Origin of the sequence: Pseudonocardia sp. C8 (assembly GCF_014267175.1) — a bacterium.
Classification (GTDB): domain Bacteria; phylum Actinomycetota; class Actinomycetes; order Mycobacteriales; family Pseudonocardiaceae; genus Pseudonocardia.
In genome coordinates, this window is sequence record NZ_JACMTR010000002.1 from 3917199 (window position 1) to 3937399 (window position 20201).

At 75.6% G+C, this 20201-nt stretch carries 18 protein-coding genes; 14 read left to right on the plus strand and 4 right to left on the minus strand.

The window, feature by feature from the left end; genetic code table 11:
- Positions 1-96 precede the first annotated feature (96 nt).
- The 4 genes from H7X46_RS18630 (at position 97) to H7X46_RS18645 (ending at position 3270) form a co-directional block, all read left to right on the plus strand.
- Complete coding sequence (locus H7X46_RS18630) at positions 97-780, plus strand: response regulator transcription factor (RefSeq protein ID WP_186360623.1); 684 nt, start codon at positions 97-99, stop codon at positions 778-780.
- Positions 777-2039, plus strand: coding sequence for a HAMP domain-containing sensor histidine kinase (locus H7X46_RS18635; RefSeq protein ID WP_186360624.1), 1263 nt, complete (start codon positions 777-779; stop codon positions 2037-2039). Before H7X46_RS18630 ends, H7X46_RS18635 begins: the two co-directional genes overlap by 4 nt.
- 86 nt (positions 2040-2125) lie before the next feature.
- Positions 2126-2515 (plus strand): hypothetical protein, encoded by a 390-nt coding sequence (locus H7X46_RS18640; protein WP_186360625.1) that lies wholly within the window; start codon positions 2126-2128, stop codon positions 2513-2515.
- A 71-nt stretch (positions 2516-2586) separates the two neighbouring features.
- A complete protein-coding gene (locus H7X46_RS18645) occupies positions 2587-3270 on the plus strand; it encodes a hypothetical protein (RefSeq protein WP_186360626.1) in 684 nt (227 codons plus the stop codon).
- Positions 3271-3317: 47 nt separating this feature from the next.
- Here H7X46_RS18645 and H7X46_RS18650 read toward each other — a convergent pair whose 3' ends face one another.
- The gene (locus tag H7X46_RS18650; protein ID WP_186360627.1) at positions 3318-4229 is read right to left on the minus strand and encodes a LysR family transcriptional regulator; all 912 of its coding nucleotides are present in this window, start codon (positions 4227-4229) and stop codon (positions 3318-3320) included.
- 252 nt (positions 4230-4481) lie between these two features.
- Here H7X46_RS18650 and H7X46_RS18655 point away from each other — a divergent pair, with 252 nt between their 5' ends.
- From H7X46_RS18655 to ptsP, 5 genes are all read left to right on the plus strand, one after another.
- Positions 4482-5591: a PrpF domain-containing protein gene (locus H7X46_RS18655; RefSeq protein ID WP_186360628.1), complete on the plus strand. Its 1110-nt coding sequence runs from the start codon at positions 4482-4484 to the stop codon at positions 5589-5591.
- 72 nt (positions 5592-5663) lie between these two features.
- Positions 5664-6956 (plus strand): SLC13 family permease, encoded by a 1293-nt coding sequence (locus H7X46_RS18660; RefSeq protein ID WP_186360629.1) that lies wholly within the window; start codon positions 5664-5666, stop codon positions 6954-6956.
- Positions 6957-7048: 92 nt separating this feature from the next.
- The gene (gene dhaK / locus H7X46_RS18665) at positions 7049-8053 is read left to right on the plus strand and encodes a dihydroxyacetone kinase subunit DhaK (protein ID WP_186360630.1); all 1005 of its coding nucleotides are present in this window, start codon (positions 7049-7051) and stop codon (positions 8051-8053) included.
- A gap of 5 nt (positions 8054-8058) precedes the next feature.
- The gene (gene dhaL / locus H7X46_RS18670) at positions 8059-8697 is read left to right on the plus strand and encodes a dihydroxyacetone kinase subunit DhaL (protein ID WP_186362754.1); all 639 of its coding nucleotides are present in this window, start codon (positions 8059-8061) and stop codon (positions 8695-8697) included.
- Between the two features lie 6 nt (positions 8698-8703).
- Positions 8704-11169, plus strand: a complete 2466-nt coding sequence (gene ptsP, locus H7X46_RS18675; protein ID WP_186360631.1) for a phosphoenolpyruvate--protein phosphotransferase — start codon at positions 8704-8706, stop codon at positions 11167-11169.
- 57 nt (positions 11170-11226) lie between these two features.
- On the opposite strand, the gene H7X46_RS18680 is transcribed toward ptsP, so the two are convergent.
- On the minus strand, positions 11227-12123 hold the full coding sequence (locus H7X46_RS18680; RefSeq protein ID WP_186360632.1) for a LysR family transcriptional regulator: 897 nt from the start codon (positions 12121-12123) through the stop codon (positions 11227-11229).
- 71 nt (positions 12124-12194) lie between these two features.
- Here H7X46_RS18680 and H7X46_RS18685 point away from each other — a divergent pair, with 71 nt between their 5' ends.
- From H7X46_RS18685 to H7X46_RS18695, 3 genes are all read left to right on the plus strand, one after another.
- Positions 12195-13208, plus strand: coding sequence for a YeiH family protein (locus H7X46_RS18685; protein ID WP_186360633.1), 1014 nt, complete (start codon positions 12195-12197; stop codon positions 13206-13208).
- Positions 13209-13380: 172 nt separating this feature from the next.
- Positions 13381-14424 (plus strand): PQQ-dependent sugar dehydrogenase, encoded by a 1044-nt coding sequence (locus H7X46_RS18690; protein WP_186360634.1) that lies wholly within the window; start codon positions 13381-13383, stop codon positions 14422-14424.
- 65 nt (positions 14425-14489) lie between these two features.
- Positions 14490-14837, plus strand: coding sequence for a hypothetical protein (locus H7X46_RS18695; protein WP_186360635.1), 348 nt, complete (start codon positions 14490-14492; stop codon positions 14835-14837).
- A gap of 52 nt (positions 14838-14889) precedes the next feature.
- On the opposite strand, the gene H7X46_RS18700 is transcribed toward H7X46_RS18695, so the two are convergent.
- Entirely contained in the window at positions 14890-16593 is a 1704-nt protein-coding gene (locus H7X46_RS18700) for an AMP-binding protein (protein WP_186360636.1), read from the minus strand.
- Between the two features lie 182 nt (positions 16594-16775).
- On the opposite strand from H7X46_RS18700, the gene H7X46_RS18705 reads away from it, so the two are divergent.
- Positions 16776-18305 carry an amidase gene (locus tag H7X46_RS18705; RefSeq protein WP_186360637.1) on the plus strand — a complete coding sequence of 510 codons (1530 nt, stop codon included), beginning with the start codon at positions 16776-16778 and terminating at the stop codon, positions 18303-18305.
- Between the two features lie 22 nt (positions 18306-18327).
- On the opposite strand, the gene H7X46_RS18710 is transcribed toward H7X46_RS18705, so the two are convergent.
- Positions 18328-18738: a hypothetical protein gene (locus tag H7X46_RS18710; protein WP_186360638.1), complete on the minus strand. Its 411-nt coding sequence runs from the start codon at positions 18736-18738 to the stop codon at positions 18328-18330.
- 100 nt (positions 18739-18838) lie between these two features.
- On the opposite strand from H7X46_RS18710, the gene H7X46_RS18715 reads away from it, so the two are divergent.
- On the plus strand, positions 18839-20191 hold the full coding sequence (locus H7X46_RS18715; RefSeq protein WP_186360639.1) for a DUF1800 family protein: 1353 nt from the start codon (positions 18839-18841) through the stop codon (positions 20189-20191).
- The last annotated feature ends 10 nt before the right edge of the window (positions 20192-20201 follow it).

Genomic DNA, 20201 nt, shown 5'->3' on the forward strand with positions numbered 1-20201 from the left:
TCGTGCGACCGGCCCGGATCGACGGGAGTTCACCGGTGGGCCGCGACCGGGCACGATGGATCCCGCCCACAGGCACGAGAACCGGGGACCGCACCGATGAGCGCACGGATCCTGCTGGTCGAGGACGACCGCACGATCGGTGACGTCCTGCTGGGCAGCCTCACCGCCCACGGCTACACGGCCCGGTGGGAACAGGCCGGCGGCCCCGCGCTCGACGCGGCCGCGCGGAACGGGTTCGACCTGGTGCTGCTCGACCTCGGCCTCCCCGACCTCGACGGCGTCGAGGTCTGCCGGCGGATCCGGGCGCTGCACCCGGACACCGTCGTCGTGATCCTCACGGCGCGGGCCGCGGAGATGGACGTCGTGCTCGGCCTGGACGCCGGCGCCGACGACTACCTCACCAAGCCGGTGCGGCTCGGCGAGCTGCTGGCCCGGGTCCGGGCCCACCTGCGGCGGGCCGGGGGCGAGCGGGCGGGCGTGCTCGAGGTCGGGGACCTGCGGGTCGACACCGGTGCCCGGCGGGCGTCGGTGGCCGGGCGGGAGCTGGAGCTGCGGGCCCGCGAGTTCGACCTGCTGGCCCGGCTCGCCCGCGACCCCGGGACGGCGCTGAGCCGGGAGGTGCTGATGGCCGACGTCTGGGACGAGCACTGGTTCGGCTCGACGAAGACCCTGGACGTGCACGTGGCAGCCGTGCGGCGGCGGCTCGCCGCGCACACCTCGGGCCGGGTCCCGGTGATCACGACGTTGCGCGGGCACGGCTACCGGCTCGAGCTGCCGTGAGACAGCGGATCGTGCGGATGGCGCTGGTGGCCGCCGCGGTCGCGCTGGTGCTGTTCGGGGTCCCGCTCGCCGCCGGCCTGGCCGAGTTCGCGACGGCCCGGGAGCTCGGCTCGCTGCAACGGCTCGCGGACATCACCGCGCGGAACGTCTACGACGACCTCGACCACGACCGGGTCCCGGACCGGCTGCCGCGCGAGGACGGCCTCGCCGCCGTCGCCCTGTACGACGAGGACGCCCGCCTGCTCGCCGGCGACGGCCCGCCGGCCGGCGACGAGGAGGTCGGCCGGGTGCTGCGCCGCGGGCTCGTCTCGGCGCCGCCCGGCGAGCTCGTCGTGGTCGCCCCGGTGCGCGACGGCGAGGACGTCATCGCCGTGGTCCGGGTGGCGGGATCCCGCAGCGCGGTGCTCGCCGGCCTGGTCCCGGTGTGGCTGGGGATGCTGGCACTGGCCGGGCTCGTGCTGGTCGCGGTGTGGCTCCTCGCCCGGCGGCTGGCCCGGCGGATGGCCCGGCCGCTGGAGGATCTCGCCCGGGACGCGGACCGGCTCGGCGCGGGCGACTTCGGGGTGCGGCCGGCACCGACCGGGATGCCGGAGGTCGACCAGGTGGGCACCGCGCTCGGGCACACCGCCGAACGGCTCGACGACCTGCTGGCCCGCGAGCGGGCGTTCTCGGCCGAGGCGTCGCACCAGCTGCGCACGCCGCTCGCCGGCCTGCGGCTCCGGCTGGAGTCCGCGCTGGACCGTCCGGACGGCCTGGACCGGGCCACCGTGACCGACGGGCTGGCCTCGATCGACCGGCTGGAACGCACGATCGACGAGCTGCTCCTGCTCGCCCGGGAGCGCCGCAGCGGCGCCGTGCCGGTGGACCTGCGGCGGCTGCTCACCGAGGCCGAGGCGGAGTGGACCGGCCGGCTCGCCGGCGACGGCCGGAAGTTCCGCACGTCCCGGCCGCCGGACCTGCCCGACCCGCCGGCGTCCGCGGCGGCGGTCCGGCAGATCGTCGCCGTGCTGCTGGACAACGCGCTGCAGCACGGCGCGGGCACGGTGACGGTCACCGCCCGGGAGGCGGGCCCGGACGCGGTCGCGCTGGACGTCGCCGACGAGGGCCCCGGCGTCGCACCGGAGGACCTGGCCGGGTCCCGGGGCGGTCTCGGGGTCGGGCTGGCCCGCCGGCTGGCCGAGGCCGAGGGCGGCCGGCTCACCGCCCGCCGCTCGCCGTCGGTGGTGACGCTGCTGCTGCCCCTCGACCCGTTGCCGTAGCGGTTTACCGTCCGTTTGCCCTCGGCTGGGCTCTTCCTGGGGGCGGGCGGCCTACCGTCGGTGCGGACACCGGACGGAGGCCCCCGATGACGATGCCGGCCACGACGTACGGGCTCGCCCGCGACCTGGTCTTCCTCGCCGTCGCGGGCGACGACGAGCTGGCCGCGCTGGGCATCTGGTACGCGACCGTCGCGATGACGGCCGAGGACGCGCCGGCAGCCGCGGTGCCGCCCGGCGCCCTGGTCCTGCACTGGACCGTTCCCCGGGCCACGCCCCCTCGCCGGCAGCGGGTGTGCCTGTCGATGACGGGTCCCGGGCACCCGGTCCGGGCGGTGCTCGAGCGGGCGGGCGCGGTGCTGCGTGGCCTCGGCACCCCTGACGGGCCGGTCGTGGCGGTCGTGCCGTCCACCCCGCGGATCCGGCTCGACGTCGCCGGCCGGCTGGTGACCACCGGCTACGACGTGCTCACCGGCTGACGGTCAGTACCGACGTTCGCCCAGGTAGGGGGCCCGTGGAGCGGCTCGTCCGCTCACGTACGGTGCGGGCCATGGCTACCGAGACGACCCGAGAGACGGAGACCACCCCGGCCGAGACGGAGGCGGCCGGCACCGACGGCACGGACACGGGTTCGACCGCTGCGGCCACCACCGACACCACGCCCGACGCGCCCGCCGGCGACGCCGGGACGACCGACCGGAGCCCCGGCGCCTCGGACGGAGCCGAGGCCACGACCACCACCGGGAGCACGACCGGAAGCACCACCACCGCCACGGCCGTCGCCGAGCGCCACACCCCGGCCGCCGGGGCGGCCGCGGGCTCGGGCGGTGCCGTCGCGGGCGGCGGCGCGGTCGTCGGCGCCGGGCTCGGGTTCGCCTCGCTGACCGGCACCCCGGTCACCGAGATGCTGCGCGACCGCGCGCAGCTGATCGGCCAGATCGACGCCGCGACCGGCATGCCCGGTAACCAGATCGAGGCGTTCTACGGCACGCCGTGGCACACCGCGGCGCTGGTGAACGGCGTCGTCGCGCTGATCGCCGTGGCCGTCGGCGCCATCCTGCTGCTCGGCCCCGCGCGCAAGCCCGGCGCGCCGTCCTGGGCGCGCCCGGTCGCGCTCGGCGGGCTCCTGCTCGGCGTGCTCGGCCTGCTCGTCGCCGGCGGGATGTACCTCGACCTGTTCGCCGCCCAGCCGGCGCTGCCGGCCATGCCGGGGATGCCCGGGATGGGCGGATAGCACCCGTCCGTGGGCCGGGCCCGTCGCGTGCGCGCGGCGGGCCCGGCTCATGCCCTGGTCTGGTACTCGCGGGCCACCTCGACCAGCATCTGGTGCATCGCCCGCTCGGCGGGCGCCCACAGCCGCTCCGGCCGGTGCGCGACCAGCACCCGCCGCGACGGCGCATCCCGGCCGAGGCCGAGCACGCGGACGTCCGGCCGCGGCGCGGAGACCGCGGTCCGTGGCGCCAGCGCCACCCCGACGCCGACGCTCACCATCGCCTGGGCCTCCTGGTAGTCGTTCGCCTCGAAGGCGATCCGGGGCGAGAACCCGGCGGCACGGCAGCTCCGTTCGAGCACCTCCGCGACCGGATGGTCGTGCGCGCGGACGATCCAGTCCTCGCCTGCCAGCTCGGCCATCGTCGTGTGCCGGCGCCGGGCGAGCCGGTGGTCCTCGGCGACGACGAGCACGGTCGGGTCGTCGAGCAGCGGCGTGAGCGAGAACGCGCCGGGGTCGACCCGGTCCCACTCGTAGTCCCACAGCAGCGAGAGCCCGACGCGCCCGGTCTCCAGCATCGCCACCAGCTCGTCGAACCGGGCGCTGCGGACGTCGAGCCGGATGTCGGGGAACTGCCGCCGGAACCGGCTCACGACCGGGGGCATGAGGGCGCTCGCGACGGTCGGGAACGTGCCGATCGCGAGCGTCCCCCGCCGGAGCCCCGCCAGCTCGGCGAGATCCGCCTCCGCCGCCTCCAGCCGGCGCAGCACGTGCCGGGCGTGGCCGGCGAGCACCGTGCCGGCCTCGGTCGGCCGCACCCCGCGTGCCTGGCGGTGCAGCAGCGGCTGCCCCGCCTCGATCTCGAGTCGCCGCAGCTGCTGCGAGACCGCCGACGGCGAGTACCCGAGCTGCTCGGCGGCCGCCGTCATGGACCCCGAGTCGAGCACGGCCGCGAGCAACGCGAGCCGCCGGACGTCCAGCACGAGCGCCTCCGATCCGCTGTGGTGTGCACAGCCGAGTGTCGGATTGTGCCATGGGCGTGCACTCGTACTTCACCCTTGGCATCGAGGTTATCGACCCCCGCCTCGGAAAGCGGCCCGATGCCGGCCGACCGAGCATGAAGCATCGATGAAGATGCATGCAGATAGTCGCGATTGTGCTGCACGCTCCTCCGGGTCACCGTTGCCCCACACCACGACGGCACCCGGCGGCCGTCCACTCTCGGAGGAGCAGCTGTGCGAGACATCCCGGCCACGTGGATGCGTGGCGGCACCAGCAAGTGCTGGGTGTTCGACCGTCAGTCGCTGGCCGTGCCCGGCCGCGGCGTCGACGAGATCCTGCTCCGCCTGTACGGCAGTCCGGATCCGCGCCAGGTCGACGGCATCGGCGGGGCGACGTCGACCACCAGCAAGGCCGTGCTGCTCGCGCCGAGCGCCAGCCCGGGCGTCGACGTCGACTACACGTTCGCCCAGGTCGGCATCCGTGAGGGTCGGGTGGACTGGACCAGCAACTGCGGCAACTGCTCGGCGGTCGTCGGCCCGTACGCGCTGCGTCGCGGCTGGGTCGTGCCGGCCGGGGACGTCACCACCGTGCGGGTGCAGAACACCAACACGGGCCAGTGCATCGTGCTGGAGGTCCCGACCCCGGTCGGGCAGGTGGTCGAGGACGGCGACGAACGGATCCCCGGGGTCCCGCGGCCCGGCCTGGGCGTCCGGATGTGGTTCGTCGACCCGGCGGGCCGGACGACCGGGTGCCTCCTGCCCTCCGGCCGGTGCCTCGACGATCTCGACGGCGTGCCCGCCACCCTGGTCGATGCCGGGGCCCCGCTCGTCGTCGTGCCCGCGGCCGCGGTCGGGCTGACCGGCCACGAGTCCCCCACCGAGATCGACGGGACGCCCCGGCTGCTCGACCGGCTGGACCGCATCCGCCGGGCCGGTGCCGTCCGGATGGGCCTGGCTGCCTCCGCCGAGGACGCCGCCCGGGCAACACCGAAGCTCGCCCTCGTCGCACCCGGGACGCCCGGGCTCTCGGACGTCACCGTCCGCATGCTCTCGATGGGCCGGGCGCACCCCGCGCTCGCGGTCACCGGCAGCATCGCGCTCACGATGGCGGCCCGGACCCCCGGCACCGTGCTCGACGGGTCCGGGTCCGCGGACCGTGACGATCTGCATGACGACCTGCTCCTCGACACCCCGGCGGGGGTCGTCGTCACCCGGACCGGGAGCTACGACGGCCGCCCGGCCGTCGCCGTCCGGCGGACCGTCCGGCGGCTCGCCGACGCCGTCCTGGCCCTGCCCGGCGACGAGAACGCCGCAACCGTTCCCTCCGCGGTCACCGCAGCCTGACAATCGACGCGGCGCGGCGGAGACCGACCGCCGCGCCGCGGACCCGGACCGCAACCGAACCGAAGGACAATGATGTCGCCCCAACTGCTCTCCGTCCTGGTCCTGGCCGGAATGTTCGTCATCGCGACGATCCTGCCGATCAACATCGGGATCCTCGCCTTCGTCGCCTCCTTCCTGGTCGGCACGTTCATGCTCGGCCTCGAGGAGAAGGAGATCTTCGAAGGCTTTCCCGTCTCGCTGTTCGTCACCGTCGTCGGTGTCACCTACCTGTTCTCGGTGGCGAAGCTGAACGGGACGATCGACCTGCTCGTCGAGGCCGGGATCCGCCTGGTGCGCGGCCGCGCGATCCTCGTGCCCTGGGTGCTGTTCGTCGTCGCCGCGGTGCTGACCGCGCTCGGGACCTTCACCCCGGCCGCCGTGGCGCTGCTGGTCCCGGTCGGGATGAGCTTCGCCTTCCGGTACCGGATCAGCCCGCTGATGATCGGGATGATGGTCATCTGCGGCGCGCACGCCGGGGCGTTCTCCCCGATGGCGGTCTCCGGTGCGCTGGTGTTCGGGATCGTCGGCGAGTCCGGCCTCGCCGTCTCGGCCGCGGTGCTGTTCTTCTCGAGCCTGCTGTTCAACAGCCTGCTGGCCGCGATCACCTACGTGCTGCTCCGTCGCCGGGGCGAGGAGAGCTTCGTCGAACGGCCCGGGTCCGACGACGACGGCGCCCTCCCGGCAGGCGGCGGTGGCGTGGCGACCCTGGTCCGTACCGAGCGCCGCGTCGTGACCTGGCAGCAGCGCGCCACCCTGCTCGCGCTGGTCGGGCTGGTCGTCGGGGCCCTGGCGTTCCACCTGCAGATCGGGTTCCTCGCCCTGGCCGCGGGCGCCGTCCTCGGCCTCATGGACCGCGACAACCTCGGCAAGGCGATCGACGGCATCAGCTGGCCGACGATCCTGCTGGTCGCCGGCATGGTCACCTACGTGGGCGTGCTGGAGCACGCGGGGACCATCGAGTGGGTCTCGGAGGGCGCCGTCGGCATGGGCGTCCCGCTCGTGGTCGCGCTGGTCCTCTGCCTGGTCGTCGGCGTCACCTCGGCGTTCGCGTCCTCGACCGCGATCCTGACCGCGGTCATCCCGATGGCGATCCCGCTGCTGCTGACCGGTTCGCTCCCGGCAGCCGGCGTCGTCGCGGCGATGGCGATCTCCACCACGATCGTCGACGTGTCGCCGTTCTCGACCAACGGTGCGCTGGTCCTGGCGAACGCGCGCGGCGTGGACCGGGCCCGCTTCTACCGGCAGATCATCGGCTACACGTGCGCGATCGTCGGCCTCGGCCCGGTGGCCGCGTGGGGGATCCTGGTGCTCCCCGGCGCGTTCTGACGGCGCACCCTGCGGACCGGCGTCGACGGGCACTGGCCGACGGCGGCCGGGACGGCGACACTCGTGCCTGGACCCGGCAAGGAGGAGCCCGGATGAAGAAGCTCGTCAACAACCCGGCCGACGTCGTCGCCGAGGCCCTGGTCGGCCTGGCCAGGGCCCATCCCGGCCGGCTGCGGGTCGACCACGTGAACCGGGTGGTGCAGCGGGCCGACGCCCCGGTGCGGGGCAAGGTCGGCATCGTGTCGGGCGGCGGCACCGGGCACGAGCCGCTGCACAGCGGTTTCGTCGGTCCCGGCATGCTCGACGCCGCCTGCCCCGGTGAGGTGTTCACCTCCCCGGTACCCGACCAGATGCTCGCGGCGACCACCGCGGTCGACGGCGGCGCCGGCGTGCTGCACGTGGTCAAGAACTACACCGGCGACGTCATGAACTTCGACATGGCGGCCGAGATGGCCGCCGCCGAGTCCGGGGTCCCCGTCGAGTCGGTGGTCGTCGACGACGACGTCGCCGTCCAGGACAGCCTCTACACCGCGGGCCGGCGCGGCGTCGGCGCGACCCTGTTCGTCGAGAAGATCGCCGGGGCCGCCGCCGAGCAGGGCCGCGACCTCGCCGGCGTCGCCGGGATCGCCCGGCGGGTCGACGCCGGCTCCCGCAGCATGGGCATGGCCCTCACGTCGTGCACCGTGCCGGCCAAGGGCAGCCCCACGTTCGACCTGCCCGACGACGAGATCGAGGTCGGCATCGGGATCCACGGCGAACCCGGCCGGCGCCGGGTGCCGATCGCCCCGGCGGGCGAGATCGCCGAGATGCTGGTCGAACCGGTCCTGTCCGATCTGGACTTCACCGGCTCCGGCGGCGTGCTGGTGCTGGTGAACGGCATGGGCGGCACCCCGCTGCTCGAGCTCTACCTGATGTACGGCGAGATCGCCGCGCTGCTCGACAAGGCCGGCGTGAGCGTGGCCCGCAGCCTGGTGGGCTCCTACGTCACGAGCCTGGACATGGCCGGGTGCTCGCTGACCCTGCTCCGGGCCGACGACGAGCTGCTGTCCCTCTGGGACGCTCCCGTGTCGACGACGGCGCTGCGCTGGGGGATGTGACCGCCTTGCCGGACACCACGATCGACGCGGACGCGCTGGGCCGCTGGTTGCGGGCGTTCGCCGCCGCGATCGCCGAGCAGAAGGACGCGCTCACCGCGCTCGACGCGGAGATCGGCGACGCCGACCACGGGGCCAACATGGACCGGGGGATGCAGGCCGTCGTGGCCGAACTGGACGGTGCGGCGGGCGGGGACCCGGCGGCCGTCCTCAAACGGACCGGGATGGCGCTGGTCCGCAGCGTCGGCGGGGCCAGCGGCCCGCTGTACGGGACGCTGTTCCTGCGCATGGCCACCGCGGCCGGGTCCGCCGGGCTCGGCCCGGCCGGGTTCTCCGCGTGCCTGCGTGCCGGCCTGGACGGCGTCGCCGCGCGGGGCAAGGCCGAGCCGGGCGACAAGACGATGATCGACGCCCTGTCCCCCGCCGTCGCCGCGCTGGCCGAGGCCGTCGCCGCGGGCCGGCCGCTGGCCGAGGCGCTGCGGGACGCGGCCGTGGCCGCCGAGCGGGGCCGGGACGCCACCACCCCGATGGTCGCCCGCAAGGGGCGGGCCAGCTACCTGGGCGAGCGCAGCGCCGGGCACCAGGATCCCGGCGCGACGTCCGCCGCGCTGCTGATCGCCACCGCCGCCGACACGCTCGCCGGGTGATCGGGCATGACGGTCGGCATCGTCGTCGTCTCGCACAGCCGCGCGCTCGCGGAGGCCGCGGTCGCGCTCGCCGTCGAGATGGCCCCGGAGCCGTCGATCGAGTGTGCCGCCGGCACCGAGAGCGGCGGGTTCGGCACCGACGCCGTCACGATCGGTACCGCGGTGGCCCGGGCCGACTCCGGCGACGGCGTCGTGGTGCTCATGGATCTCGGCAGCGCCGTGCTGTCCGCCGAGACGGCCCTCGAGCTCCTCGACGACGAGCTCCGCGACCGGGTGCTGCTGTGCCCCGCGCCGCTGGTCGAGGGCCTGGTCACGGCGGCGGTCACGGCCGCGGGCGGGGGCGGGGCCGCGGAGGTCGCCGCCGAGGCCGCGCACGCGCTGGACGCCAAGCGGTCGCACCTCGGCGACGACGCCCCGGGCGCCGGCGCGGCCGGGGCGGGGGCGGGGGCGGGCGCGAATGACACCGCCGGGCCGGCGACCGGTGCTACCGCCTCCGCGCGGTTCACGGTGTCCGTTCCGCACGGGCTGCACGCCCGGCCGGCCGCGCGGGTCGTGCAGGCCGTGCGCGGGCTGGATGCGGACGTCCGGCTGCGCAACCACACCCTCGGCACCGCGGAGGTCCCCGCGACGAGCCTGTCGCGGGTGGCCACGCTCGGCGCGCTGCAGGGCCACGAGGTCGAGGTCCTCGCCGGGGGCCCGGACGCGGACGCCGCCGTCCGGGCGCTGCTGGACCTGGCCCGCGACCGGTTCGGCGAGGAAGGAACGGAGGGCGGGGAACCGGCCCCGCAGCCCGCCCCGGTGACCTGGGCCGGCGGCCCGCTGCCCGCGTCCCCGGGTGTCGGGATCGGCCCGGCGTGCCTGCTCGGCCCCGCCGTCGTCGCCGTGCCGGCGCCGCACCCCGGTGCGCCGCCCGCGCAGCGCGCGCGGCTGGAGGAGGCGTTCCGGCAGGTGCGTGCCGCGCTGGGTGCCGTCCGGGACCGGGCGGCGCGCGAGATCGGGGCCGGGGAGGCCGCCATCTTCGACGCGCAGCTGCTGCTGCTCGACGACCCCGACCTCACCGGCGCCGTCACGGCCCGGATCGACGCGGGCGAGGACGCGGCCCGGGCCTGGGCCGACGGCGTCGAGGACGTCGCGCAGCGGTTCGAGACCGCGCCGGACGACTACCTGCGGGCCCGCGCGGCGGACGTCCGCGACCTGCGGGACCAGGTGCTGCGCGGGCTCGGCGGGCGCACGACCGAGGGCGTCGACGCCGACGGCGTGCTCGTCGCCGACGATCTCACCCCGGCCCGGGCCGCCGAGCTGGACCCGTCGGTGACCACCGGGGTCCTGCTCGCCCACGGCAGCCCCACCGCGCACAGCGTGATCCTGCTGCGCGCCCGCGGGATCCCGGCCGTCGTCGGAGCCGCGTCGCTGGTGGCGGGTGTCCGCCACGGCAGCACCGTCGCGCTCGACGGCACCACCGGCGAGGTGTCCGTCGACCCGGACGAGGTCACCCTCGCCGCGTTCCGCGACCGCGCCGACGTGCTGCGGCGCCGGCGCACCGAGGCACTCGCGCACGCCGGTGAGCCGGCCGTCACCGCCGACGGCACGACGGTGCTGGTCGGCGCGAACCTCGGTTCCGCGGCGGACGCCGCCGACGCGGTCGGCGCCGACCTCGCCGGCCTCGTGCGGACCGAGTTCTGCTTCCTCGACCGGTCCGGGCCGCCCACCGTCGACGAGCAGGAGGAGGCCTACCGGGCGATCGCCGAGGCGATGGGCGGGCGGCGGATCACCCTGCGCACCCTCGACGTCGGCGGGGACAAGCCGCTGCCGTACCTTCCGGTGGCCCCGGAGGCGAACCCGTTCCTCGGGATGCGGGGCATCCGGCTGGCGCTGGCCCGGCCGGACCTGCTGGCCGAGCAGCTCGAGGCGATCGTCCGGGTCGCGCACGACCACCCGGTCGACGTCATGTTCCCGATGGTCGGCACGCTGTCCGAGCTGATCGCGGCCCGCGAGCTGCTGGACCGGGCGGTGGCGGGCGTCGACCGCGGGCAGCCCGACGGCCTGCGCGTGGGGATCATGGTGGAGGTGCCCGCGACGGCGCTGAAGGCCGCCGCGTTCGCCCCGCACGTCGACTTCCTGTCCATCGGGACGAACGACCTCACCCAGTACGCGCTGGCCGCCGAACGCGGCAACGAGGCCCTCGCCGCGCTCGCGGACCCGCTGGACCCCGGGGTGCTCGCCCTGGTCGCCGCGGCGGGGGCGGTGGCCGGGCCGGACCTGCTGGTCGCGGTGTGCGGCGAGCTCGCAGGGGACGAGGCCGCGGTCCCGCTGCTGGTCGGGCTGGGGGTCCGCGAGCTGAGCGTCGCCCCGGCCGCTGCAGCCGGGATCAAGCAGGCGGTCCGGTCCGTCGACGTGGCGGGGGCCCGCGAGCTGGCGGCGCGTGCACTCGCGGCGCCGGACGCCACCGCGGTCCGGGCCCTGCTCACCTGAGCCGGCGGGACCGGCCCGCCGCACGCGTCCTCCTCGAGGCGCCCGGCTCACGGGTCGTCACGACCGCAGGGCACACCCGATGAGGCTCGCGGCCGGTCCGGACGGGCGGACGGCCGCGGGCCACACCGCGCGCAGCACCCGGGAGAGGTCGATCCCCTCGGTCGGCACCTCGACCAGCGCGCGGGTCGCGAGGTCGCCGCCGACGACCAGCTCGCTCAGGACGGCGGGACCGCCGCCGCCGAGGACCGTGCTGCGGATCGCGGTGCTGGACCCGAGTTCGAGCAGCGGCGGCACGAGCCGGTGCCCGGCCCGGGCCACCGCCCGTTCGAGGGTCTCCCGGGTGCCCGAGCCCCGCTCCCGGCTGATGATCGGTGTGCCCGCCAGCTCCGCCACGTCCACCGGGCGCCGGCGGCGGGTCCACCGGTGGCCGGGCGCCACGACGAGGACGAGCCGGTCCCGCGCGACGACCCGGGACCGCAGCCCCGTGGAGCCGTGCGGCGACTCGATGAACCCGACGTCGACGAGCTGGTCCCGGGTCAGCTCGCACACCCGCGTCGAGTTCGTGACCTGAAGCCCGACGTGGAGATCCGGATCGGACCGGCGGAGCTCCCCGAGCCAGATCGGCAGGAGGTGCTCGGCGACCGTCAGGCTGGCCGCCACCGTCAGCTGGCCCGCGGCCTCGCGGCGCAGTGCCCGGGTGCCCTCGACCAGCACCGAGAGCTCGTCGAGGACCCGCTCGGCCCATCCGGAGACCAGCTCGCCGGCCTCGGTGAGCACGGATCCGCGGCGGCTGCGGTGCAGCAGCCGCACGCCGAGCTCGCGCTCCAGCGCGGTCAGCCGCTTGCTGACCGCGGGCTGGCTGAGGGCCGACTCCCCGGCCGCCGCGCTGATGCTGCCGCGCCGGGCGACGAGCACCAGCAGCCGCAGCGACCCGACGTCCGGCAGCGGTTCCATTCCCGGATGTTATGACGTGCGGCCGATTCGACGGCTACCGGACGAGCCGGGAGGCCGGGACCGTGGTGGGCATGGCGACAACGTCGGATCCCGGGACGGAGCGGGGGCGCCGCATCGGCGGGCTCGTCCCGGGTCTCCTCCTCGTCGTCGCGGGGACGGCCGTCTCCTGGGCGGTCACCTCGGTCGTCCCCGCGGTCGGCGCGCTCACCGCCGCCGTGGTGCTGGGGGTGCTGGCCGGGCCGCGCCTGCCCGGTCCCGCGCAGCCCGGCCTGCAGTGGGTGACGCGCCGGTTCCTGCGGGCCGGCGTCGTCCTGCTCGGGCTCCAGCTCGGGCTCGACCAGCTGACCGGCCTGGGCACCGCCGTGGTGCTCGCGGTGGTCGGCACCGTGCTGGTGACCTTCGCCGGGACCCTGCTGCTCGGGCGGCTGCTCGGGGTATCCCGCGGCCTCACACTCATGATCGCGACCGGCTTCTCGATCTGCGGTGCGTCCGCGATCGCGGCGATGGACAGCGTCACCGACAGCGACCGCGAGGACGTCGCGACCGGGATCGGGCTGGTGACGCTCTACGGCAGCGCGGCGATCGCCGCGGTCCCCCTCGTCGGCACCGGCGCCGGGCTCGGGCCGCACGCGCTCGGTGCGTGGGCGGGCCTGTCCGTGCACGAGGTGGCCCAGGTCGTGGCCGCCGCGTCACCGGCCGGCGCGGCGGCGGTGTCGGTCGCGGTCGTGGTCAAGCTGACCCGTGTGGTGCTGCTGGCCCCGATCGTCGCCGGTGTCGGGCTGGTCGAGCGGCGCCGGTCCGGTGGGTCCGCGGGCAGGCGGCCCCCGCTGGTCCCGCTGTTCGTCCTGGGCTTCCTGGCCATGGCGGCCGTCCGCAGCACCGGGCTGGTGCCGGGGCCGGTGCTCGAGCTCGCCCAGGGTACGACGACGCTGCTGCTCGCCGCGGCCCTGTTCGGGCTCGGGACCGGGGTCCGCGTCGGCGGATTGCTGCGGACCGGACGGCGCGGGCTGGCACTCGGTGCGTTGTCCACGCTGCTGGTCGGGCTTGCCGGCTACGGCGCGCTCGCGGTCGCCGGGGTCGTGTGACCGCTTCCCCCGAGGCCGGCGGCGACCAGCGGATCTTCCCGAGCTGGGGGGATCATGGGGTCCGGGCCGGACGTCGGCGTGGGGACGCCGTCCGACCGCGGCCCGGGAAGGGGACGGACACGTGACCGCACGGAACCGACGTGCCGGGAGTCGACGGCCGCGGTGTGCCGCGGTGGTCGGCGCGCTGGTGACCGTCCTGGCCGTGTCGGCGTGCACGGCGGACCCGCCGCGCGGGCCGGGTGCACCGGCCGCGCCGCGCCCGCAGGCGTCCGCCGCGGACACCGTCGCGAGCGGGCTGGGCGTTCCCTGGTCGGTCGCGTTCCACCGGGGCGTCCCGCTGGTCAGCGAACGGGACTCCGCGCGGATCCTCGAGCTCGACGGGGCCGGCGGCGCGCGCGTGGTCGGCACCGTGGAGGGCGTCACCGCGGTCGGCGAGGGCGGCCTGCTGGGGATCGCCACGCACCAGGGCGAGCTCTACGCCTACTCGACCTCGGCGGAGGGCAACCGCATCCAGCGGTTCCCGCTGGTCGGCGACCCGGGCGCGCTCCGGCTGGGCCCGCCGCGGACGATCCTGGCGGACCTGCCGTCGGCGAGCTACCACAACGGGGGCCGCATCGCGTTCGGCCCGGACGGCATGCTGTACGCCACGGTCGGCGACGCCGGCGACCGCGACAGCGCGCAGGACCTCGGTGCGCTGTCCGGGAAGATCCTCCGCCTGACCCCGGACGGCGGCGTCCCCGCCGACAACCCGTTCCCGGGATCGCCGGTCTACAGCTACGGGCACCGCAACCCGCAGGGCCTCGCCTGGGCCGACGACGGCACGCTGTTCGCCAGCGAGTTCGGGCAGAACACCTGGGACGAGCTGAACGTCATCGAACCCGGTGCGAACTACGGGTGGCCCCTCGTCGAGGGGATCGCCGGCCGGCCCGGGCACGTCGACCCCGTCCAGCAGTGGGATCCCGCGGACGCCAGCCCCAGCGGGATCGCCATCCACCGGGGACGGATCCTCGTCGCGAACCTGCGCGGTGAGCGGCTGTTCGCGGTGCCGGTCTCCGCCCCCGCGACGTCGGTCGAGCTCCACACCGGGACCTACGGCCGGCTCCGCGACGTCGTCGTCGCCCCCGACGGGACGCCGTGGATCGTCACCAGCAACACCGACGGCCGCGGGGACCCGTCCGCCGGTGACGACCGGGTCGTCCGGATCCCCTCGCCCTGAGCCGGCCATACCCCGATGGCGGGCCCGCCTGGCGGGCGGGTGGGGGGACGGGGGACCCTGTGGGTGTGAGTGAGAACCCGGTAGCGCTCGATCTCGACGACGCGGGGCTGGCTCAGGCCCTGCCACGTCCCGCGCATCGCCACGACGAGATCGGTGAGGTCCCGTTCCGTCCGGTCCAGTTCCGTGACAACGATCTGCCCACGGCACTGGAACGCGCCGCGTCCTGGCTGCGCGACACCCAGCGGTGGCTGGGCGAGCCCGTCGACGTGATCGCCGTCCATCTCGACTACGACGACGCCCCCGACGCCGTCTACTACGAGCTGAAGCTGCTCTGCAACGAGGAGGACCTCGCGGGGGCACCGATCGCGGTCCGGGACCAGACCTCGGAGCGGCGCCGGTCGGCCCAGGCCTGAGCACACGGACCGGCCGTGCCCGACGTGTGCGGGCACGGCCGGTCCGCCCCGTTCAGCGGCTCGCCTTCAGCTCCGGGAACTGGTCGTCGCGGTACTCGTGGACCGTCCCCGTGCCGGCGGCGGCGTCCTCCTCGCGGCGCCGCAGCTCCACCCGCCGGATCTTCCCCGAGATCGTCTTGGGGAGCTCGAAGAACTCCAGGCGCCGGACCCGCTGGAAGGGCGCGAGCTTCTCGCGCGCGTGCCGGAGGATCTCCCGTGCGGTCTCCCCGGTCGGGTCGTACCCGGCGGCGAGGGCGACGTAGGCCTTCGGGACGGCGAGCCGCAGCTCGTCGGGGGCCGGTACCACGGCGGCCTCGGCGACCGCCGGGTGCTCGATCAGCACGCTCTCCAGCTCGAACGGGGAGATCTTGTAGTCGGACGCCTTGAACACGTCGTCGGTCCGTCCGATGTAGAAGATGTACCCGTCCTCGTCCCGCGACGCGACGTCACCCGTGTGGTAATAGCCGCCCGCCATGGCCTCGGCGTTGCGCTCCTCGTCGTCCCGGTAGCCGGTCATCAGCCCCATCGGGCGGCGGGCCAGGTCGATGCAGATCTCGCCCTCGCTCCCCGGGCGCCCGGTCGTCGGGTCGACCAGCACGACCGGAACCCCCGGCAGCGGCAGCCCCATCGACCCGGGCTTGACGGGCATGCCGGGCACGTTCCCGACCGCGAGGGTGAGCTCGGTCTGCCCGTAGCCGTCGCGGATGGTCAGCCCCCACGCCGACCGGATCTGCTCCATGACCTCGGGGTTGAGCGGCTCCCCCGCCGACAGCAGCTCCCGCAGCGCGCCGGGACCGCCGGACAGGTCGGCCTTGATCAGCATGCGCCACACCGTCGGCGGTGCGCAGAACGTGTTCACCCCCGCCCGCCGGACCTGCTCGAGCAGCGAGGCGGGGTCGAACCGCGAGTAGTTGTAGACGAAGATCGTCGCCTCGGCGATCCACGGCGCGAAGAAGCACGACCACGCGTGCTTGGCCCAGCCGGGCGAGGAGATGTTGAGGTGCACGTCGCCGGGCTTCGCCGCGACCCAGAACGACGTCGCCAGGTGCCCCACCGGGTACGACACCTGGGTGTGCTCGACCAGCTTGGGCCGGCTCGTCGTCCCGGAGGTGAAGTACAGCAGCAGCGGGTCCGACGGCGCCGTCCCGGGGTGCGGCGCAGGCGCGGCGTCGCGGGTGTAGGCGTCCCGGAACGGGATGGCGCCGGGCCCCGCGGCCCCGACGACGAACCGGGTGAGCGTGCCGGCGAGGCCGTCGAACTTGGCGGCGTCGGCCTCGTTGACGACGGCGTGCCGGGCGTCGGCCCGCGCGATCCGGTCGGCCAGCTCGGCCGCACCGAGCGCCGTGGTCGTCGGCAGGATCACCGCGCCGAGCTTCATGACCGCGAGCATCGCGTCCCACAGCTCGACCTGGTTGTTCAGCATGATCAGCACGCGGTCGCCGCGGCCGACGCCGTGCGCGGCCAGGTGCGCCGCGACCTGGTCCGAGCGGCGGGCCATCTCGTCGAACGAGTACCGGGCCTCCGACCCGTCCTCCTCGACGATCCACAGTGCCGGCCGGTCGACGCCCCGGGCGACGGCGTCGAACCAGTCGACCGCCCAGTTGAAGCGATCACCGAAGTCGGGCCACTCGAACTCCGTGACCGCCTTCCCGTAGTCGCTCGCGAGGTTCTGCAGCACGTCCCGTGCTGCGCGGTAGGCCTCCGTGGTGCTCGACATCCATCACTCCGTGCGCGGGGTTCGAGGCACTGCCGCGACAGTGGGGCAGGCAGCACCGGGGACAGGGGTTCGGGGTGAGCCTCGCGCCGGACGGGGTGCGGCTGCTACCCCCGCACGGAGGTAGTGCGGTTCCGGCGACGCTCCTACGGTCGGGGAACCGGCCCGTTCCGAGGAGTGCACCGATGGCGATACCGCCGCCCGACCCCGCCCGCCTGTCCGCTCTGAACGAGCACTTCGCGTTCGGGCTGTCCGAGACGGAGCTCGCGGAGTACGGGCCCGCGGTGGCCGCCACGCTCACCGCCTCCGAGCGGGTCGAGGAGCTGTACACCGCGACCGCGCCACCGCCGCCGGACCGGAAGTGGGCCGAGCCGGCCGACAACCCGCTCGGCGCCTGGTACGTCACGACCTCGATCCCCGGGGCCGCAGGCGGCCCGCTCGCCGGCCGGACCGTGGCCGTGAAGGACAACGTGCCCGTGGCCGGCGTGCCGATGATGAACGGCTCGCGCACCGTCGAGGGGTTCGTCCCGCGCCGGGACGCCACCGTCGTGACCCGGCTGCTGGACGCCGGGGCGACGATCGCCGGCAAGTCCGTCTGCGAGGACCTGTGCTTCTCCGGGGGCAGCTTCACCTCGCATCCCGGGCCGGTGCGCAACCCGTGGGATCCCGCCCGCAACGCCGGGGGCTCGTCGTCGGGCAGCGCCGCCCTCGTCGTCTCCGGGGCGGTCGACCTGGCCCTCGGCGGCGACCAGGGCGGCTCGGTCCGGATCCCCGCCTCGTTCTGCGGCGGTGTCGGGCACAAGCCCACCCACGGCCTGGTGCCCTACACCGGCGCGTTCCCCATCGAGCAGACCATCGACCACCTCGGCCCGATGACCCGCACCGTCGCCGACGCCGCTGCGATGCTGACCGTCCTGGCGGGGGTCGACGGCCTCGACCCCCGCCAGCCCACCGCGATCGACCCGGTGGACTACGCCGCGGCCCTCGGCGACCCCGCGGACGGGCTGCGGATCGGGGTCGTCACCGAGGGCTTCGGCACCCCGGTCAGCGATCCCGGCGTCGACGACGCCGTCCGGGACGCGGTCGCCGTCCTGCGCGGGGCGGGGCTCGCCGCCGAGGAGGTCTCCATCCCCTGGCACGCCGACGCGATGGCGGTCTGGAACGTCATCGCCACCGAGGGGGCGGCGTTCCAGATGATCGACGGCAACGCCTACGGCATGAACTCCCCGGGCCTCTACGACCCCGAACTGATCGCCCACTACGCCGCCGGGCGGATCACCCGCGGCGCCGAGCTGTCCAAGACGGTCAAGCTCGTCGGGCTCTCCGGCCGCTACACCTTCGAGCTCGGCGGCGGGAAGTACTACGCGATGGCCCGCAACCTCGCCCTCGACCTGCGCCGGGCCTACGACGACGCGCTCACCGCCTACGACGCGCTCGTCATGCCCACGCTGCCCTACACCGCCCGGGAGCTGCTCGGCCGCGACGCACCCCTGGACACCTACCTGCCCACCGCCCTGTCGATGATCGGCAACACGGCACCGTTCGACGTGACCGGGCACCCCGCCGCCTCCGTCCCCACTGCACTGGTCGACGGGCTCCCGGCCGGGCTGATGATCGTCGGGAAGCGGTTCGACGACGCCACCGTCCTGCGCGTCGCCCACACCTACGAGCAGGCCGTCGGTGGGTTCCCGGCGCCCCCGCCGCGGGCCGGCTGAGCTCCGCGGCCCGGGCCCGGCGTCAGCAGCCGCCTCCGCCGCCGTCGCTGCAGCCGGCCCCGCCACCGCCGTCTCCGAAGAAGATCCCGCCGGCATGTGACCCGCTGCGCCGGCGGGTCGGTGTCCACGGTGTACCGGTGCTCGTGCTGCGCACCCGCGGCCGCAGCCGGAACCAGGTTCGCGCGGCGAGCACCAGCGGTGCCACCCCGATGAACGCCGCCACCACGACCAGCTCCCCGATCCCGAGCTCGCCGGCGTGCGTGACCACGTACCCGATGCCCAGCACGCCGAAGCCGGCCAGACCGGCCGCGAGCAACCCCGACAGCACCGTGACGGCTGCCGCCACCGGCCGCCGCCAGCGGGCCGGCGCGGGCGAGGCCGGCCGGGGACGCCCGGTCCGCGTCGTGTCCGATCCCGGTTCCGAGGCAGCCATGCCGCGATACTGCCGTTCCCGCCCGTCCGGAGCGAGGACTCTGACCGACCCCTGACCGCGCCCTGACGTTCCTCGAACATTCCGCGGTCACGGTGGGGCCATGCGCATCGCAGCACCGGCGTTCCGCGCATCGGGGAGGGGTGGCCGGACGGCCTTTGAGGGGGAGGCCGTCCGGCGCCTGCTCCAGCGGGTCGGCCTGGGAGCGCGCCGCGACGAGCTGGAGGCGGCGCGGGCCGTCGGGTTCGACGCGACGCTGGTCCGGCTGCTGTCCCCGCCGGGGCGCGACGCCGGGGCGGCCGCGACACAGCCGCCCACCTTCGCACCGGCCGGGCCGCGGGCCGGGAAGAACGACCCGGAGGCCCGCGCGGAGCAGCGTCGCGAGGCGGCCCTGCAGTCGCGCCGGCTCGGGGTGTGGTGGCTGGACCGGATGGCGGCCGCCGATGAGCCGTTCCCGGAACGGATGGCCTGGTTCTGGCACGGGCACTTCGCCACGAGCGCGCAGAAGGTGCGCCACCCGCAGCTGATGTCGGCGCAGAACGAGACGCTGCGGCGGCTCGGCCGGGGCGACTTCCGCGCGCTCGCCCGCGCGATGGTGGTCGACCCGGCCATGCTGGTGTGGCTGGACGGCGGCGGGAACCGGGTCGGCAGGCCGAACGAGAACCTGGCCCGCGAGTTCATGGAGCTGTTCACCCTCGGCGTCGGCAACTACACCGAGGACGACGTGCGGCAAGCGGCGCGCGCGCTCACCGGATGGCGGGTCGACCGCCGGACCCTCGCCGCGCGGCTCGACCCGGCCGCCCACGACCCCGGCCCGAAGACCGTGCTGGGCACCACGGCCGAGTACGACGCCGCCGGGCTCTCCGACCTGCTGGTCACCCGGCCCGCGTCGCCCCGCTTCCTGGCCGGCCGGGTGTGGCGCCGGTTCGTCTCGGACACGCCGCCGGACCCGGCGACCCTCGACGCCCTGGTCGCCGCGTACGGCCCGGCCCACGACATCACGGCGATGGTGCGCGCCGCGGTGACGTCCCCGGCGTTCGGTGACCCGTCATCGGTGCTCGTGCGCCAGCCGGTGGAGTGGCTGGTCGGGGCGCTGCGCGCGCTGCGCCTGCCGGCGTCCCGGATGAGGGAGACCGCCCTGGCCGGCGGTCTGCGCGATCTCGGCCAGACCCCGTTCTTCCCGCCGGACGTCGGTGGCTGGCCGGCCGGTCCGGCCTGGCTGTCGACGGCCGCCGCGCTGTCCCGGCTCCGGACGGCACGCGCCCTCAGCGGTGCCGCGGACCTGTCCCCCGTCACCGACGAACCCGTCCGCGGGCGGGTCGAGGCCACCGCCGCGCTGCTCGGGCTGCCCGGGTTCACCGCGCGCACCACGGCCGCGCTGGCCCCGCTCGCCCGGCGGCCGCCGGACCTGGTCGCGGCCGCACTCGCGTCCCCCGAGAACACCGTCAGCGCCTGAAGCGGAGGGA

Excerpts from the sequence above, each read along its gene's own strand:
- H7X46_RS18630 (WP_186360623.1), top strand. The coding sequence starts at position 97 with ATGAGCGCACGGATCCTGCTGGTCGAGGACGACCGCACGATCGGTGAC.
- H7X46_RS18640 (WP_186360625.1), top strand. The coding sequence starts at position 2,126 with ATGACGATGCCGGCCACGACGTACGGGCTCGCCCGCGACCTGGTCTTC.
- H7X46_RS18645 (WP_186360626.1), top strand. The coding sequence starts at position 2,587 with ATGGCTACCGAGACGACCCGAGAGACGGAGACCACCCCGGCCGAGACG.
- H7X46_RS18660 (WP_186360629.1), top strand. The coding sequence starts at position 5,664 with ATGTCGCCCCAACTGCTCTCCGTCCTGGTCCTGGCCGGAATGTTCGTC.
- dhaK (WP_186360630.1), top strand. The coding sequence starts at position 7,049 with ATGAAGAAGCTCGTCAACAACCCGGCCGACGTCGTCGCCGAGGCCCTG.
- ptsP (WP_186360631.1), top strand. The coding sequence starts at position 8,704 with ATGACGGTCGGCATCGTCGTCGTCTCGCACAGCCGCGCGCTCGCGGAG.
- H7X46_RS18680 (WP_186360632.1), bottom strand. The coding sequence starts at position 12,123 with ATGGAACCGCTGCCGGACGTCGGGTCGCTGCGGCTGCTGGTGCTCGTC.
- H7X46_RS18685 (WP_186360633.1), top strand. The coding sequence starts at position 12,195 with ATGGCGACAACGTCGGATCCCGGGACGGAGCGGGGGCGCCGCATCGGC.
- H7X46_RS18700 (WP_186360636.1), bottom strand. The coding sequence starts at position 16,593 with ATGTCGAGCACCACGGAGGCCTACCGCGCAGCACGGGACGTGCTGCAG.
- H7X46_RS18705 (WP_186360637.1), top strand. The coding sequence starts at position 16,776 with ATGGCGATACCGCCGCCCGACCCCGCCCGCCTGTCCGCTCTGAACGAG.
- H7X46_RS18710 (WP_186360638.1), bottom strand. The coding sequence starts at position 18,738 with ATGGCTGCCTCGGAACCGGGATCGGACACGACGCGGACCGGGCGTCCC.
- H7X46_RS18715 (WP_186360639.1), top strand. The coding sequence starts at position 18,839 with ATGCGCATCGCAGCACCGGCGTTCCGCGCATCGGGGAGGGGTGGCCGG.